Source organism: Rathayibacter sp. AY1F8, assembly GCF_002932165.1.
GTDB lineage: Bacteria > Actinomycetota > Actinomycetes > Actinomycetales > Microbacteriaceae > Rathayibacter.
Genome location: NZ_PSVB01000017.1, coordinates 19,526 through 36,387, shown reverse-complemented (window position 1 = coordinate 36,387; position 16,862 = coordinate 19,526). Strand labels below are relative to the sequence as shown.

The window sequence follows — 16,862 nt, the reverse complement described above, 5'->3', positions numbered from 1 at the left end:
GCATCTGACGACCTCCCGTCTCTGACGAGACACCCTGTTTTCCGACAAGGAGAAAACATTGCTCGACGTAACCACTTTCGATGAGCTGCGCATCGGCCTCGCAACGGCCGATGACATCCGTCGCTGGTCGCACGGTGAAGTGAAGAAGCCCGAGACCATCAACTACCGCACCCTGAAGCCCGAGAAGGACGGCCTGTTCGGCGAGCAGATCTTCGGACCCTCTCGCGACTGGGAGTGCTCCTGCGGCAAGTACAAGCGAGTCCGCTTCAAGGGCATCGTCTGCGAGCGCTGCGGCGTCGAGGTCACCAAGTCCTCGGTCCGCCGCGAGCGGATGGGCCACATCGAGCTCGCCGCCCCCGTCACCCACATCTGGTACTTCAAGGGCGTCCCCTCGCGCCTCGGATACCTGCTGGACATGGCGCCGAAGGACCTCGAGAAGGTCATCTACTTCGCGGCGTACATGATCATCGACGTGGACGACGACGGCCGTCACGCCGACATGCCCGGGCTCGAGAACGAGCTCCGGCTCGAGATCAAGACCCTCTCGGACCAGCGCGACTCCCGCATCGCGGACCGCCTGGCGCGCCTGGAGACCGACCTCGCCGCCCTGGAGGCGGAGGGCGCCAAGAGCGACCAGAAGCGCCGCACCAAGGACGGCGCCGAGAAGGAGATGGGCCAGATCCGCAAGTCCTTCGACGAGGACATCGCGCGGCTCGAGAGCGTGTGGGAGCAGTTCCGCACCCTCAAGGTCGGCGACCTCAAGCCCGAGGACGCGGTCTTCAACGAGCTCGTCGACCGGTACGGCGTCTACTTCGAGGCCTACATGGGCGCCGAGGCGATCAAGAAGCGCCTCGAGCAGTTCGACCTCCAGGCCGAGGCCGAGACGCTGCACCTGCAGATCGCCGAGGGCAAGGGTCAGAAGAAGATCCGCGCCATCAAGCGCCTGCGCGTCGTCAACTCGTTCCTCGCCACCGGCAACTCGCCGGCCGCGATGGTCCTCGACGTCGTCCCGGTCATCCCGCCGGAGCTGCGCCCGATGGTGCAGCTCGACGGAGGCCGGTTCGCGACCAGCGACCTGAACGACCTCTACCGTCGCGTGATCAACCGCAACAACCGACTCCGCCGCCTGCTCGACCTCGGTGCCCCCGAGATCATCGTGAACAACGAGAAGCGCATGCTCCAGGAGGCGGTCGACGCCCTCTTCGACAACGGCCGCCGCGGCCGCCCCGTCACCGGAACCGGCAACCGCGCCCTGAAGTCCCTGAGCGACATGCTCAAGGGAAAGCAGGGTCGCTTCCGCCAGAACCTGCTGGGCAAGCGCGTCGACTACTCGGGCCGCTCGGTCATCATCGTCGGCCCGCAGCTCAAGCTGCACCAGTGCGGTCTGCCCAAGCAGATGGCGCTGGAGCTGTTCAAGCCGTTCGTGATCAAGCGCCTGATCGACCTGTCGCACGCGCAGAACATCAAGGCCGCCAAGCGCATGGTGGAGCGCTCGCGCCCGCAGGTGTGGGACGTGCTCGAGGAGATCATCCGCGAGCGCCCCGTCCTACTGAACCGCGCGCCCACGCTGCACCGTCTCGGCATCCAGGCCTTCGAGCCCCAGCTGGTCGAGGGCAAGGCGATCCAGCTGCACCCGCTCGTCTGCGCCGCGTTCAACGCGGACTTCGACGGCGACCAGATGGCCGTCCACCTGCCGCTGTCCGTCGAGGCCCAGGCCGAGGCGCGCATCCTGATGCTCGCGTCGAACAACATCCTCAAGCCCTCGGACGGCCGTCCGGTCACCCTGCCCACGCAGGACATGATCATCGGCCTCCACCACCTGACGACGATCCGCGAGGGCGCCGCCGGCGAGGGCCGCGCGTTCTCCTCCGTCTCGGAGGCGATCCTCGCGAAGGACCAGGGCTCGCTGCACCTGAACTCGAAGGTCAGGATCCGCATGTCGGACGTGTACTTCGCGCAGGGTCAGGCACCCGAGGGCGTCGAGATCGACGAGAACGGCAAGGTCACCGCGCCGGTCCTCCTCGAGACCACGCTCGGCCGCGCCCTCTTCAACGAGGCGCTGCCGGTCGACTATCCCTACTTCGAGCAGGTCGCCGACAAGACGACCATCTCCGGGATCGTCAACGACCTCGCGGAGCGCTACCCGAAGGTGGAGGTCGCCGCCTCCCTCGACCGGATCAAGGACGCCGGCTTCTACTGGGCCACCCGCTCGGGTGTCACCGTGGCGCTGTCCGACATCCTCACGCCTCCGTCGAAGCCCGAGATCATCGCGGGCTACGAGAAGAAGGCCGCGAAGGTCGAGTCCGAGTACGACAAGGGTCTGACCACTCAGGCCGAGCGCCGCCAGGAGCTCGTGAAGATCTGGACCGAGGCGACCGACGAGGTCGCCAAGGCCATGCGCGCGAACTTCCCGACGGACAACACCATCAACCGCATGGTCACCTCCGGTGCCCGCGGCAACTGGCTGCAGGTGCGCAACATCGCCGGCATGCGAGGCCTGGTGAACAACCCGAAGGGCGAGATCATCGCCCGACCGATCATCTCCTCGTACCGCGAGGGCCTGTCGGTCGCCGAGTACTTCATCGCCACGCACGGTGCCCGCAAGGGCCTGGCCGACACCGCGCTCCGCACCGCGGACTCGGGCTACCTGACGCGTCGACTCGTCGACGTCTCGCAGGACGTCATCATCCGCGAGGAGGACTGCGGCACCTCGAAGGGCCTCGACCTGCCGATCATGCTCCAGGACGCCACCGGCGCCTGGATCAAGGACTCCAACGTCGAGAACTCCGTCTACGCCCGTTCGCTCGCCACCCCGGCGTCGAACGAGGCCGGCGAGCTCGTCGCCGAGGCCGGCGAGGACGTGGGCGACGTGCTCATCGAGAAGCTGGTCGGAGCGGGCGTGCGCCACATCAAGGTGCGCTCCGTCCTGACCTGCGAGTCCGCCGTCGGCGTCTGCGCGGCCTGCTACGGCCGCTCGCTCGCCACCGGCAAGCTCGTCGACATCGGAGAGGCCGTCGGCATCATCGCGGCCCAGTCGATCGGCGAGCCCGGCACGCAGCTCACGATGCGCACCTTCCACACCGGTGGATCGGCCTCGGCCGACGACATCACGCAGGGTCTTCCCCGCGTGCAGGAGCTCTTCGAGGCCCGCACCCCCAAGGGCGCGTCGCCGATCGCGGAGGCCGCCGGCCGGATCACCATCGAGGACACCGACCGTGCCCGCCGCGTCATCCTCCAGCCGGACAACGGCGACGAGGCGGTCATCTACCCGGTGCTCAAGCGCTCGCAGCTCCTCATCGAGGACGGCCAGCACGTCGAGCTCGGGCAGCAGCTGCACGTCGGAACGGTCGACCCCAAGGAGGTCCTGCGCGTGCTGGGCGTCCGCGAGGTCCAGAAGCACCTGGTGGGCGGCGTCCAGGGCGTCTACCGCTCGCAGGGTGTGCCGATCCACGACAAGCACATCGAGGTCATCGTGCGTCAGATGCTCCGCAAGGTCACCGTGGTCGACCACGGCGACACGGAGCTGCTGCCGGGCGAGCTCGTCGACCGCTCGCGCTACAGCGAGGTCAACCGTGCGGCTCTGACCGAGGGCAAGCGGACCGCGTCCGCCCGCCAGGAGGTCATGGGCATCACCAAAGCCTCGCTCGCGACCGAGTCGTGGCTGTCGGCCGCGTCCTTCCAGGAGACCACCCGCGTCCTCACGCAGGCGGCCATGGAGGGCAAGCGCGACCCGCTGATGGGCCTGAAGGAGAACGTGATCATCGGAAAGCTGATCCCGGCGGGAACCGGTCTGCCCAAGTACCGGAACGTGTCGGTCGAGGCGACCGAGGAGGCGAAGGCCGAGCGGTACCCCAACCGCATCTTCGCCGACGACGCCGCGTTCAGCGACGCCGACCTCTCGTTCGTCGACTTCGACTCGTTCTCGAGCGACGGCTACGAGCCGGGCAACTACAGCTGATCCAGGTGAGCTGAACGATCGAAGGCCCCGTCGGGACACCGGCGGGGCCTTCGTCGTGCCCGGCCCGCGGTCACCCGCACGGGGGGGCCGCCCGTTCGCGACGAGCGTCCTCCCCCGCAGGAGCGGGGTGATTGACTCGATGCGTGCTCGTCGGGTCGAGCCTGTACCCGTTCCCCGTCCTGGTCGCGGCACGTGAGGAAACGCGCGGATGAGACTCGTGATCGTCGTGCTGGCCGCACTGCTCGTGGTGGTCGGCGTCGTCGTGGTGCCCGCGGGGCGGGCGGAGGCGGCAGAGGCGGTCGCACCCTCGTCCTGCGGCGTCGCGGAGCTGGCTCCCGTGCTCGCGGGCGACGACGTCCGGCCGCGCTCCGCCGCCGCGCTGGTCCCCATCGTGATGCTGCACGGCTGGCTGGGCACGGCGACGCACGACGCCGACCGCACAGGGGCCTTCTCCCATCTCGTCGACATGGTGTCGTCGGAGTCGGCGACCGCTCCACTCGACGCTCCCGAGCCGTCCCTCCTCGGCCGGCTGCAGCAGATCGACGGCGCCGCGGTCTACACCTTCGACTACCGCCGGCTCGCCGCGCGCTGGGTCACCGACCCGGGGATCAGCGACGCGCTCGCCTCCTCGATCGCCTGTCTCGTCTCCGCGACCGGGCACCGCGCCGTCGTCGTCGCGCACTCGATGGGAGGGCTCGCCGCCCGCCAGGCGCTGAGCGGCTCGGTCGACGGGACCGCCGTCGCCTCGATGGTCTCGTCCGTCCTCACCTTCGGCACCCCGAACACGGGATCCGACGTCGCGGAGCGCCTCGGACGAATGGTCGACGACTCCGGCCAGGTCAGCCCCGCGGTGATCGCAGGACTGGACCCGCAGAGCCGGCTGAGCGTCTCGGCGATGCTCGCCTCCTGCGGGGACGCCGTCTCGGAGGACGCCGAGCACGCGGGGGAGTGCACGGGAGTGCCGATGATCGACGCCCTCGCCTCGGCGGCGGGCAAGGGCCTGCGGACGGGATCGACCGAGCTCGGCTCCCTGCCTCCCTGGCCCGCCGGCGTGCACGTGACGGCACTGGTGGGTGACATCCAGGTGACCGCCGCGGTGGCGCTCGGCCTCGCCACCGCGCCGGTCGACCTCGGCGACATCATGGTCGCAACCGGATCGGCGACGGCCGGAGTCGACGACTACGTAGTCTCGACCTGCCGCTACACCTACCTCGCCGCGGCGGACGTGCCGTCCCTCGTCGCCGAGCTCTCGCCGTTCGCGCGGCTCGGCGATGCTCTGCGCTTCGCGAAGCTCGTGGTCGACGTCGACGCGAGCCCGTGCCACCACGCGCGGCTGACCCGGAACGTCGACCTCGTCGAGCACGCCACCGGCGTCGTGTCGGACGTCGTCGCGGGCGAGCTGTCCGCTCCGCACGCCTCTCGAGCGCAGACCGCGGCGAGGGCGCTCCCGGCGGCGGAGGAGTCCCGGAGGCGGTCCTCGTGACCGGTCGGCGGACACCGCCGAGGAGACACCATGTCGCGTCAGTTGACGGACGTCTGTCGGGAAGCATACGGTCGGACCGGCCCATGGGGAGGCCGCCTGGGGGACAGGCAGCGCGGCCCGCGCGGCACCCGAGCCGTATGCGCGGGCCGCGCCCGTCTCCGATCTCCTCTCACGTTCCGCGCTCCCTCCGGGTACGCTCGGCTGGACAGTAGATGTCGGAGGCTCCTCCGTGCATCCCGGCGCCGGAGGCCTGATGAGCGACGACCCCCTCGATGCGGAGGAGCCGGCGCGTCCTCCCCGCCTGACCCGCGAGCAGGTCCGCACCCGCCTGCTGGACGCCGCTCTCGCGGTCGTCCGCGCCGAGGGCCTGCGCGTCGGAGTCTCCCACCTGCCCCTCGAGGACGTCATCCGCTCGGCGGGTGTTCCGCGCAGCACCGTGTACCGGATCTGGCCCACTCGCCAGGCGTTCTACGACGAGCTGATCGCCGCGATCCCGGAGCGGGTCCTCGCCACCCGCCTCGACCAGCCGTCCCTGCGGGCCGGGAACTCCCACCTCCACCACAGCCTCGACCCCGAGCCGACCCCGGCGCAGCGCCGCGAGGCCCTGATCGCCTCCGTCCGGGTCGCCGTCGATGCGAACGTCGACAACGTCTTCTCGTCGCAGCACTGGCGCAACTTCATCGCTCTCGCCGGCGCGGTGGGCTCGCACGAGGAGCCGGCACGGACCGCCATCGGATCCGCTCTGCGGTCCCGCCAGCTGCACTTCATCGACAACATGGCGAAGTACTACGAGCACACCCTCGCCGAGGCGGGGCTCCGGCTGCGCCCGGACCGCGGCTCCGCCGCTCTCGCCTCCGCCGTCTCGGCCCTGATCGAGGGGCTGTGCATCGCGCGGATCGCGGCACCGGAGCTGGTGACCGGCCCGCTCGACCCGGCCGATCCCGACGGACCGTCGCTGGCGGTGGTATCGGTGCTGCTGCTGATCGACGGGTTCACCGAACCGGACGAGTGATCCGGGTCGCGGAGTCCGCTCAGTCCTCCACGACCGGCTCCAGCATCCCGTCGACGATCGAGCGGATCGTCCAGGCCGCCAGGGTCCACTCGACCGGCTCGCCGTCGAGGCCGGGGGCGGTCACCGGAGCGTCGAGGTCGTCGTCGAGGAGACGGCCGCGGTGCGCGAGCCCGTCGATCACGATCGCGGTGAGGTGGGCGAGCTGGAGCGTCGTGAATCCCGGGCGCATCGTCCCGCCGAAGACCTGCAGGGTCTCCTCGTAGAAGTCGCGCATCCGGCGAGTGAGCATGCCCTCGATCCGCTTCGCCGTGGCGCGCACGGCGACGCGTGCAGGCCCCTCCTCCATCGAGAAAGTGCAGGCGAGCAGCGCGTTGTACGAGGACCAGTCGGCGGAGCGGCGGAGCGACTCGGCATTGGCCCGCGCGCCGATGCGGATGGTCTCCCAGGCGACCCGGCGGCGGCCGGCGGCCGTGGAGAGCAGATCGGTGGAGCGCTCGTAGACCTCGCGCATCTCCTGCTGGGCCTCGGGATCGGCGCCCTCCGCGTACCGGTCCCGCACGAAGACCTCGCCGACCAGGTCGGCCACGAACTCCTCGCGCGTGCTCCAGATCCGGTAGACGGAGCTGCGCGGCACGCCGGCCAGGCGGATGTACTCCTCCATGGGCAGGTGCGCGAAGCTCACCGTGAGGCCGTGGTCGGAGACGACGTCGCGCGCCGTGGCGATCATGCGGCTGCGCACCTGCTCCGCGGGGATCCTCCGGGCCCGCCGGGAGCCCTCTGCGCTGTCGTCCATGGAGAGGGACACTAGCCGGAGACGGTGCCGCGGGTGGTCCTCCACGCGCTCCGTGAGCCGATCCGGAGCGCTCTGGGGGCGTCCTCCCACTGAGACGGAATGTCCCATCACCTGCACGATGACGTCGCGGACCGCTACGGTGCAGCCGGGGCGGACCCGAACCTGCCCCTGCTAGGGGAACCCCGTGACCGGATTCGATCGGTTCACGCTGGCCGTCGTCGACGGACCAGCGATCGAGCGCGCCGCGCTGCAGGCGCTGCTCGCGCAGCTGCTGCCGCAGTTCTCGCACGACGAGGAGGGCGTCGACCGCATCGCGGTCCTCGACCTGGACGGCGTGCCCGGCGAGGAGGTGGCCGACACCCTCGAGCGTGCGGCTACCCGGACCGTCGGCCTCGTCGTGCTCTCCTCCTCCGACTCCCTGGAGCCGGTGCGGGCCGTGCTGCGACGGGAGAGAGCGGCCTACGTCTGGAAGGGCGACGACCCCAGCGAGCTCGCCGCGGCGGTCGTCTCCGTCGCCTCCGGCCGCACCTGGATCTCGGACACCGCCCGCCACCGGCTCGTGCACGGGCGCGAGGAGCGCCGCCCGGTGCTGAGCCCCCAGGAGAGCCGTGTGATGCGCGCCTACGGAGCGGGTGCCGCGGTCCGCACCGTCGCGGTCGACCTCAGCGTCGCCGAGCACACTGTCCGCACCTACATCAAGCGGATCCGCGCCAAGTACCTCGAGACCGGCGTCACTCTCGACTCACGGGTCGACTTCTACCGCCACCTCGGCGACCACGACGTCGCCATCCGCCGCGGCGGAGACCGGGTGCGGGCCGGCGCGCAGCAGGCGGCCGGCGACGTCGTCGGCGAGCGCCGAGCCTGAGGCGAGCAGGATCGCGTTCCCGCCGGTGCGCCCCTCGACGAAGGCCGTCGATCCGACCGCTGCGGTGACCGGGAGCAGCTCCCGGACGACCCCGCGCAGGCGGTCCAGCCTCCGGTGGTCGGCGTCGTCGGCGACGTTGACCGCGAGGAGCCCGTCGGCGCCGACGCGGGCGGCGAGCGGAGCGAGGACGGACGCGCGGTAGAACGCCTCCGGGATCTCGTCCCCGTCGTAGACGTCGAGCACGACGAGGTCGGCGCTCCAGGGCGGCAGGGGCCCTGCGGCGTCGGCCGTGAGGAACCGGACGCGCGCGCCGCGGGGGAGCGGCGCGTGCTCGAGCACGAACTCCACGAGTCCCGCCGCGCTCTCCACCGCGAGCTGCTCGGAGCCCGGCCGGGTCGCGGCGACGTACCGGGCCAAGGCCAGGGCTCCGGCTCCGAGGTGCAGCACGCGCAGCGGCTCGCCGGGCGGGGCGGCGGCGTCGACCACCGCGCCGAGGCGCGCGAGGTACTCGAGGTGCAGAGCCCGGGGATCGCCCGGATCGATCAGCGACTGCTCCGCGCCGTCGACCGTGAGCAGCAGCGCCTCCGGCCGCACGGGATCCGGCCCCAGCACGGCTGTGCGGCCTCCCGGCAGCAGGAGGGACGGAGGCATCCCGTCACGCTAGCGCTCCTCGCGCGATCCGCCCCGCCGCCGCTACGGTGACAGGCATGGCCGCCCTGATCCTGCTCGACGTCGACGGCGTCCTGAACCCCTCCGTCCGCAGCGATCGCGCCTCGGGCTCGCACCGCCTGGAGCTCGAGCCGGAGCGGGCGGCGCTCGTCGCCCGCCTGGCCGCGGTCGGCACGATCGTGTGGGCCACGACCTGGCCGCCGCGCTTGACGCGGGTCCTCGCCCAGGACCTCGGGCTGCCGGCGGGTACGGAGGCGATCGTCTTCGACGGCGGCCTCCCGCGCGACCCGCGGTTCCCGGGCCGGACGGGCAAGCTCCAGCCCGTCGCGGTGTGGCTGGAGGCGGCCGCCGAGCGCGGCGCGATCGACGCCGTGGTGTGGATCGACGACAACCTCCACGAGGACGCCTACGACTGGGCCCGCGAGCAGAGCACCCCCTTCCACCTGGTGCGTCCGGAGTCGGCGACGGGCCTCACGAGCGACGAGGTCGCCGGTACCGAGCACTTCCTGGCCGGACTCCCGGCGTCACACGGCGACATCCGGGAATAGGGCCGCCCCCTCCACTGGTTATCGTCACTCCGGGCGGTTCCGCCGAGCAGCGGTCCGCCCCGGGACGACCCGTCCCCTCGTCGATCCCCGCGCCGCATCCGGCGCAGCGGGACCGCCACGACTCCGTGATGCACCGAAGGACAACACCGTGACCCTCTCCGCCCGCACCTCCCTGCGCGTCCTGCTCGGCACGACCGCCGCCGCCGCCGCCCTGGTCCTCGCCGGCTGCGCGCCCGCCTCGACCGACGACGTGGTCTCCGGCTCGAGCGGCGAGGGAACCGCCTCCGCGAGCTCCGGTCTGACCCTGGCCGAGGTCGAGGACTCGGGGAAGCTCACCATCGGCACCGAGGGCACCTACCCGCCCTTCTCCTTCCACGCCGACGGCGGGACCGGAGCTCTCACCGGCTACGACGTCGACGTGATCACCGCCGTGGCCGAGAAGCTGGGCGTCGAGCCCGACTTCCAGGAGACGCAGTGGGACGCGATGTTCGCGGGCCTGGACGGAGCGCGCTTCGACGTGATCGCGAACCAGGTCTCGATCAACGACGAGCGCGAGGCGAAGTACGACTTCTCGGAGCCGTACTCGGTCAGCCCCGGCGTCGTGATCGTCCCCTCGAGCGACACCTCGATCACCGACCTCGCCGGCCTCTCCGGCAAGACCACCGCGCAGTCGCTCTCGAGCAACTGGTACACCGTCGCGCAGGAGAACGGCGCCGAGGTCGAGGGCGTCGAGGGCTGGGCGCAGGCCATCGCCCTCGTCGAGCAGGGCCGCGTCGACGCGACCGTGAACGACCGCCTCACCTGGCTCGACTGGTCCACGACCTACCCCGACCAGGCCGCGGGGCTCAAGGTCGCCGTCACCACCGACGACACCTCCGAGAGCGCCTTCACCTTCCCGAAGGGCTCGGACGACCTCGTCGAGGCCGTCGACTCCGCCCTCGACGAGCTGCGCGAGGACGGCACCCTCGCCTCCATCTCCGAGCGCTACTTCGGAGCCGACGTCTCCCAGTAGCCCCACCCCGAGGCGGCTCCTCCCCTTCCGGGAGGGGCCGTCTCGTGCGTGAGCGGTCCCGTCGCGGGGGAGCGGCGGAGCGGCTCAGGCAGCGGGTCCGCCCGCAAGGGCGCCCGCCCCGGCGCGAAGCGTGCCAGCATTCCCCAGGAGGCGGACACGATCCGCCCCCGACGCCACCACCCGATCGAGCCGACCGCGGATCCTCCCGCGAAGGCGGGAGAACACAATGGACCTCGTCCTCCGGTCGTTCTGGCCGATCCTCTCCGGGGGCATCGTCGGGACGATCCCGCTCGCGCTGGCGAGCTTCGCCATCGGGCTCGTGCTCGCGCTGGCGGTCGCCCTGATGCGGCTCTCGCGGGTGCGGATCCTCTCCTGGATCGCGCGCGCCTACATCTCCGTCATCCGGGGCACGCCGCTCCTGGTGCAGCTGTTCGTGATCTTCTACGGGCTGCCGAGCCTCGGACTGAAGATCGACCCCTGGCCCAGCGCCACCATCGCGTTCGCCCTCAACGTGGGCGGCTACGCGGCGGAGGTGATCCGCGCGGCGATCCTCAGCGTCCCGAAGGGGCAGTGGGAGGCGGCGCACACGATCGGCATGAGCCGCTCGCTCTCGCTGCGGCGCATCATCCTCCCGCAGGCCGCGCGCGTCTCCGTCCCGCCGCTGTCGAACACCTTCATCTCGCTGGTGAAGGACACCTCGCTGGCCTCCCTCATCCTGGTGACCGAGCTCTTCCGGCAGGCGCAGAAGATCGCCACCGCGTCGAGCGAGTTCATGCTCCTCTACCTCGAGGCCGCTCTGATCTACTGGCTCATCTGCCTGGTGCTCTCCAGCGGCCAGGGCCTGCTCGAGAAGCGATTGGACCGCTATGTCGCCCGCTGACACTCCGACCGACGCCCGGCCCGTGCTCAGGGCCCGCGGCCTCCGCAAGTCGTTCGGCGGGGTGGAGGTGCTGCGCGGCATCGACCTGGAGATCCGCCGCGGCGAGGTCGTCGCCCTGATCGGGCCGTCCGGCTCGGGCAAGACCACCGTCCTGCGCTCGCTGAACAGCCTCGAGGTGCCGGACGGCGGGGTGGTCGAGCTCGCCGACGGCAGTGTCCTCGACTTCGACCGCGGCGTCGGACGGAAGGCGCTGACCGGGCTGCGCGACCACTCCGCGATGGTCTTCCAGCACTTCAACCTCTTCCCGCACCTGACCGTCCTCCAGAACGTGACGGAGGGGCCGCTGCGAGTGCAGCGCCGTCCCGCGTCCGAGGTGGTCCCGGAGGCGGAGCGCCTGCTCGAGCGCGTCGGCCTCGGCGGCCGGGGGAGCGCTTACCCCTTCGAGCTCTCCGGCGGTCAGCAGCAGCGCGTGGGCATCGTCCGGGCGCTCGCGCTGCGGCCCGATCTGCTCCTCTTCGACGAGCCCACCTCGGCGCTGGACCCGGAGCTGGTCGGCGACGTGCTCTCGCTGATGCGGGAGCTGGCGGGGGAGGGCTGGACCATGCTCGTCGTGACGCACGAGCTCGAGTTCGCCCGGCAGGTGGCCTCGGAGGTCGTCTTCATGGCCGACGGCGTGGTCGTCGAGCGGGGCGCCCCTGCGCAGATCCTCCGGGAGCCGCGGGAGCCTCGCACCCGGCAGTTCCTGCACCGCCTCCTCCACCCGCTCGAGTAGACGGTCGGCGCTGTCCCCCGTCGACGGGGAGCCGCGCGGCGCACCGGGCGCGGCGGAAGGCGTGCCTATGCTGTCCGGGTGACCTGGAGCAGCGACGCCGAGACCACGCGGATCCCCTCCGCGACCGAGACGTCCGGCGGAACCGGACCCCAGCCGACCCGGGAGTACGTCTGGCCCGAACCAGTGACGGGCCGGCAGCCGACCGTCGAGCCCGTCGCCCCGACCGTCGCGGCATCAGCCCCCAGCGCCCTCGGGCCGGTCGAGGCCGAGCCCGAGCCGGTCCGGCGCTCCGGCAACCGCCTCGCGGGCCTCGCGCTCGCCCTCCTGACGACCGCGGTCTTCGCCGTCCTGTACCTCGTCGCCCTGACGGCGATCCGCCTGCTGGTCGACCGCGTCGGCGGCGACCCGGTCGCCCTCGCGCTCGACGCTGCGCCGACCGCGCTCTTCCTCGCCCCGGTGGCCGCGTTCCTCGTCGGCCTGGCGCTGATCGTGCTGGTCGTGAACCGCGCGGGCTGGTGGGCCTACGTCCTCGCCGGCTTCCTCGTCGCCCTCCTCACGGCCGCGGCCGCGCTGGTCGGCGGCTGGAGCGCCGTCGGACCGCTCGCCCTGCCGATCGACCGCTCCCTCGCGCTCGACTACGTCCGCGATCCCGCCGTACTCGCGGCGGTCCTCGCCGCCGGCGTCCTCGGCCGGGAGGCGAGCGTCTGGGGCGGCGCCGCGATCGCTGGCCGTGCCCGGGGCGTCAAGCGCCGCAACGCCGAGCGCGAAGCGGCCGCGCAGTCGTGACTCCGGAGGGGCAGGGGCAGGGCCGCGGAGCCGGCCTGGGCTACGGCCTCGCGCTGGCCGGCTTCGCCGCGTTCCTCTACCTCGCCCTGGTCGTCTGCGCGTTCGGGGTCCTCAGCCTCCTGCTGGACCAGGACGTCGTGCCCGAGCGCGACGCCGGTCCGCTGCTGGGGCCGGTGTCGGTGGCGGTCTGCGTCGTCGCCGTGCTGGTCGCGATGGTGACCCTCGCCGCCCGTCCCGCCGTCCACCGCGTCCTCGGCCCGTCGCTGCTGACCGGGGTCGTCGTCTACCTGCTCTTCCTCCTCACCGGCGGAGCGCTCTACGGGCTCGGCCGCCAGGAGCCGGGGGAGATCCTCGGCTGGATCCTCGACCACGCCCCCACTGTCTTCGCGATCGCGACCGGCGTGCTCGCGGCCGCCGTCCAGCTCCTGTTCCTCCTGCTCCTGGCCCGTCGCGACGCCGGCGGCCGCAGCCCCCACTGGGGCTGGGAGGGCGACGAGCGGGAGTGACGGCGGAGTCCCGGCGCGGCTCGTCGCGGCGCTGCGGCATCTCCCAGGGCGAACGCCGCTCGGTTGACCGGCCCCGTCACTCCCCGTAATATTCTTCGGGTGTGCGCTTTGCCGTGCGCTCGTGTCGTGCCTCCGGGTCGATGCGGTCGCCGCACTTCGCTCCACCGGGTCCGCGAGGATCCGCGGGTTCGTCCGATCGGGCGGCCCCCACGGCATACCCCTCACCCTCCCGGTCCCGCTCGCGGGGCCGCGGGGTGCGTCGGGTCCAGATGAACTCGGCCGTTCCCGGAGACGGGAGGGCCGAATGTCGACCATCGATCCGCTGTCACCGTGCAGCATTCAAGGAGCAAAACCAGTGCCAACGATTCAGCAGTTGGTCCGCAAGGGACGCACGCCGAAGGTCACCAAGACCAAGGCGCCCGCCCTGAAGGCCAACCCCCAGCAGCGCGGCGTCTGCACGCGCGTCTACACGACCACGCCCAAGAAGCCGAACTCGGCCCTCCGCAAGGTGGCCCGCGTGAAGCTCTCCAACGGCACCGAGGTCACCGCCTACATCCCCGGCGAGGGCCACAACCTGCAGGAGCACTCGATGGTGCTCGTGCGCGGCGGTCGCGTCAAGGACCTCCCCGGTGTCCGCTACAAGATCGTTCGCGGCGCCCTGGACACCCAGGCCGTCAAGAACCGCAAGCAGGCTCGCAGCCGGTACGGCGCGAAGATGGAGAAGAAGTAATGCCTCGTAAGGGCCCCGCTCCCAAGCGCCCCGTCGTCGCAGACCCCGTCTACGGCGCCCCCATCGTCAGCCAGCTCGTCAACAAGATCCTCCTGGACGGCAAGAAGGGCCTCGCCGAGCGCATCGTCTACGGTGCCCTCGAGGGCGTCGCCGGCAAGAACGGCCAGGACGCGGTCGTCACCCTCAAGAAGGCGCTCGACAACGTCCGCCCGACCCTCGAGGTCCGCAGCCGCCGCGTCGGCGGCTCGACCTACCAGGTCCCGGTCGAGGTCAAGCCCCACCGCGCCAACACCCTCGCGCTCCGCTGGCTCACCAGCTACGCGAAGGCCCGTCGCGAGAAGACGATGACCGAGCGTCTCATGAACGAGATCCTCGACGCGTCGAACGGTCTGGGCGCCGCTGTCAAGCGTCGCGAGGACACCCACAAGATGGCCGAGTCGAACAAGGCCTTCGCGCACTACCGCTGGTAGCGCACCCCGCGGCCGCCCCCGGGCGACCGCGACCACCGGGCCCGCGGCGTCACCGCTGCGGGCCCGGTCCCGGCGGCGGATCGCCCGATCCCCGCGACCGGGCGACCGCCACCACCAGAATCCCAGCCATTCGGCCATGAACCCGGTGCGCTGGCTCCATCACCTATCGGAGGAACTCCGTGGCACAAGATGTGCTCACCGACCTGAACAAGGTCCGCAACATCGGCATCATGGCCCACATCGATGCCGGCAAGACCACCACCACCGAGCGCATCCTGTTCTACACGGGTATCACGCACAAGATCGGCGAGGTCCACGACGGCGCCGCGACGATGGACTGGATGGCGCAGGAGCAGGAGCGCGGCATCACGATCACGTCCGCCGCGACGACCTGCTTCTGGAACAAGAACCAGATCAACATCATCGACACCCCCGGTCACGTCGACTTCACGGTCGAGGTCGAGCGCTCGCTCCGCGTCCTCGACGGCGCCGTCGCCGTCTTCGACGGCAAGGAGGGCGTCGAGCCCCAGTCCGAGACCGTCTGGCGTCAGGCCGACAAGTACGACGTCCCGCGCATCTGCTTCGTCAACAAGATGGACAAGCTCGGCGCCGACTTCTACTACACGGTCGACACGATCATCAAGCGCCTCGGCGCGAAGCCGCTGGTCATCCAGCTGCCCATCGGCGCGGAGTCCTCTTTCGAGGGCGTCGTCGACCTGGTCGAGATGCGCGCGCTCACGTGGCGCGGCGACTCGAAGGGCGACGTCGCGCTCGGCGCGAAGTACGAGATCGAGGAGATCCCGGCCGACCTCGCCGACAAGGCGGCGGAGTACCGCGAGAAGCTCCTCGAGACCGTCGCGGAGACCTCCGACGAGCTGCTCGAGAAGTACTTCGGCGGCGAGGAGCTCACCGTCGCGGAGATCAAGGGCGCCATCCGCAAGATGACCGTCAACTCCGAGATCTACCCGGTGCTCTGCGGCTCGGCGTTCAAGAACCGCGGCGTCCAGCCGATGCTCGACGCTGTCGTGGACTACCTCCCCTCCCCGCTCGACGTCCCCGCCATCGAGGCGCACGACGTCCGCGACGAGGAGAAGGTCATCATGCGCCACGCGGACTCGACCGAGCCCTTCTCGGCGCTCGCGTTCAAGGTCGCCGTGCACCCGTTCTTCGGCCGCCTGACCTACGTCCGCGTCTACTCGGGCAAGCTCGACTCCGGCGCCCAGGTCATCAACTCGACCAAGGGCAAGAAGGAGCGCATCGGCAAGATCTTCCAGATGCACTCCAACAAGGAGAACCCGGTCGACTCGGTCACCGCCGGCCACATCTACGCCGTCATCGGCCTCAAGGACACCACCACCGGTGACACCCTGAGCGACCCGGCCGCGCAGGTCGTGCTCGAGTCGATGACCTTCCCGGAGCCCGTCATCGAGGTCGCCATCGAGCCCAAGACGAAGGCGGACCAGGAGAAGCTCGGCACCGCGATCCAGAAGCTCGCGGAGGAGGACCCCACCTTCCGCACCGAGCAGAACCAGGAGACCGGTCAGACGGTCATCAAGGGAATGGGCGAGCTGCACCTCGACATCCTGGTCGACCGCATGAAGCGCGAGTTCAACGTCGAGGCCAACGTGGGCAAGCCCCAGGTCGCGTACCGCGAGACGATCCGCCGCACGGTCGAGAAGTACGACTACACCCACAAGAAGCAGACGGGTGGCTCCGGCCAGTTCGCGAAGGTCCAGATCACCATCGAGCCGATGGAGGTCGAGGCCGACAAGACCTACGAGTTCGTCAACGGCGTCACCGGTGGCCGCGTCCCGCGCGAGTACATCCCCTCCGTCGACGCGGGCATCCGCGACGCCATGCAGGTCGGCGTGCTCGCCGGCTACCCCATGGTCGGCGTGAAGGCGACCCTGGTCGACGGAGCGGCGCACGACGTCGACTCCTCCGAGATGGCGTTCAAGATCGCCGGCTCGATCGCGTTCAAGGAGGCCTCGCGCAAGGCGCAGCCGGTCCTCCTCGAGCCGCTCATGGCCGTCGAGGTCCGTACTCCCGAGGAGTACATGGGCGACGTCATCGGCGACATCAACTCGCGTCGCGGGATGATCCAGTCGATGGAGGACGCCACCGGCATCAAGGTCATCCGGGCCAACGTCCCGCTGTCCGAGATGTTCGGCTACATCGGAGACCTGCGCTCGAAGACCTCGGGCCGCGCCGTCTACTCGATGACGTTCGAGACCTACGCCGAGGTCCCCAAGGCCGTGGCCGAGGAGATCGTCCAGAAGAACAAGGGCGAGTAGCTCCGCCCCTGGGCCGTCGCCGTTCCCCGGAACGGCGGCGGCCTGGTAGTGTCGTGCGGGTTTGCTGCCGAGTGCAGCGCGCCC

14 protein-coding genes are annotated in these 16,862 nt (G+C 70.9%); 13 read left to right on the top strand and 1 reads right to left on the bottom strand.

Annotated elements, in window-relative coordinates:
- Positions 1-58: 58 nt before the first annotated feature.
- The 3 genes from C5C35_RS12440 to C5C35_RS12430 all read left to right on the top strand — a co-directional run bounded on the left by C5C35_RS12440 (position 59) and on the right by C5C35_RS12430 (position 6,453).
- On the top strand, positions 59-3,958 hold the full coding sequence (locus C5C35_RS12440) for a DNA-directed RNA polymerase subunit beta' (RefSeq protein ID WP_104224580.1): 3,900 nt from the start codon (positions 59-61) through the stop codon (positions 3,956-3,958).
- A 208-nt stretch (positions 3,959-4,166) separates the two neighbouring features.
- Positions 4,167-5,441, top strand: coding sequence for a triacylglycerol lipase (locus C5C35_RS12435; protein ID WP_104224579.1), 1,275 nt, complete (start codon positions 4,167-4,169; stop codon positions 5,439-5,441).
- A gap of 253 nt (positions 5,442-5,694) precedes the next feature.
- Positions 5,695-6,453: a TetR/AcrR family transcriptional regulator gene (locus tag C5C35_RS12430; protein WP_146084605.1), complete on the top strand. Its 759-nt coding sequence runs from the start codon at positions 5,695-5,697 to the stop codon at positions 6,451-6,453.
- A 19-nt stretch (positions 6,454-6,472) separates the two neighbouring features.
- Here the strand turns inward: C5C35_RS12430 and C5C35_RS12425 are convergent, their stop codons facing one another.
- Positions 6,473-7,246: a TetR/AcrR family transcriptional regulator gene (locus C5C35_RS12425; RefSeq protein ID WP_146084604.1), complete on the bottom strand. Its 774-nt coding sequence runs from the start codon at positions 7,244-7,246 to the stop codon at positions 6,473-6,475.
- 184 nt (positions 7,247-7,430) lie between these two features.
- Between C5C35_RS12425 and C5C35_RS12420 the strand changes: the two genes are divergently transcribed.
- The 10 genes from C5C35_RS12420 to fusA all read left to right on the top strand — a co-directional run bounded on the left by C5C35_RS12420 (position 7,431) and on the right by fusA (position 16,778).
- Positions 7,431-8,111, top strand: coding sequence for a LuxR C-terminal-related transcriptional regulator (locus C5C35_RS12420; RefSeq protein WP_104224576.1), 681 nt, complete (start codon positions 7,431-7,433; stop codon positions 8,109-8,111).
- A gap of 707 nt (positions 8,112-8,818) precedes the next feature.
- The gene (locus tag C5C35_RS12415) at positions 8,819-9,328 is read left to right on the top strand and encodes an HAD domain-containing protein (protein WP_104263206.1); all 510 of its coding nucleotides are present in this window, start codon (positions 8,819-8,821) and stop codon (positions 9,326-9,328) included.
- Positions 9,329-9,476: 148 nt separating this feature from the next.
- Positions 9,477-10,340 carry an amino acid ABC transporter substrate-binding protein gene (locus tag C5C35_RS12410; protein ID WP_374953121.1) on the top strand — a complete coding sequence of 288 codons (864 nt, stop codon included), beginning with the start codon at positions 9,477-9,479 and terminating at the stop codon, positions 10,338-10,340.
- A 226-nt stretch (positions 10,341-10,566) separates the two neighbouring features.
- Positions 10,567-11,220, top strand: coding sequence for an amino acid ABC transporter permease (locus C5C35_RS12405; protein ID WP_104224574.1), 654 nt, complete (start codon positions 10,567-10,569; stop codon positions 11,218-11,220).
- Positions 11,207-11,992, top strand: a complete 786-nt coding sequence (locus tag C5C35_RS12400) for an amino acid ABC transporter ATP-binding protein (RefSeq protein WP_104247594.1) — start codon at positions 11,207-11,209, stop codon at positions 11,990-11,992. The genes C5C35_RS12405 and C5C35_RS12400 overlap by 14 nt, the downstream gene beginning before the upstream one ends.
- A gap of 78 nt (positions 11,993-12,070) precedes the next feature.
- The gene (locus C5C35_RS12395) at positions 12,071-12,778 is read left to right on the top strand and encodes a hypothetical protein (protein ID WP_104263205.1); all 708 of its coding nucleotides are present in this window, start codon (positions 12,071-12,073) and stop codon (positions 12,776-12,778) included.
- On the top strand, positions 12,775-13,284 hold the full coding sequence (locus C5C35_RS12390; protein WP_104263204.1) for a DUF6121 family protein: 510 nt from the start codon (positions 12,775-12,777) through the stop codon (positions 13,282-13,284). Before C5C35_RS12395 ends, C5C35_RS12390 begins: the two co-directional genes overlap by 4 nt.
- Positions 13,285-13,639: 355 nt before the next feature.
- On the top strand, positions 13,640-14,014 hold the full coding sequence (gene rpsL / locus C5C35_RS12385) for a 30S ribosomal protein S12 (RefSeq protein ID WP_011186743.1): 375 nt from the start codon (positions 13,640-13,642) through the stop codon (positions 14,012-14,014).
- Positions 14,014-14,484 carry a 30S ribosomal protein S7 gene (rpsG, locus tag C5C35_RS12380; protein WP_068251443.1) on the top strand — a complete coding sequence of 157 codons (471 nt, stop codon included), beginning with the start codon at positions 14,014-14,016 and terminating at the stop codon, positions 14,482-14,484. The genes rpsL and rpsG overlap by 1 nt, the downstream gene beginning before the upstream one ends.
- A 179-nt stretch (positions 14,485-14,663) precedes the next feature.
- The gene (gene fusA, locus C5C35_RS12375) at positions 14,664-16,778 is read left to right on the top strand and encodes an elongation factor G (RefSeq protein WP_104224571.1); all 2,115 of its coding nucleotides are present in this window, start codon (positions 14,664-14,666) and stop codon (positions 16,776-16,778) included.
- The last annotated feature ends 84 nt before the right edge of the window (positions 16,779-16,862 follow it).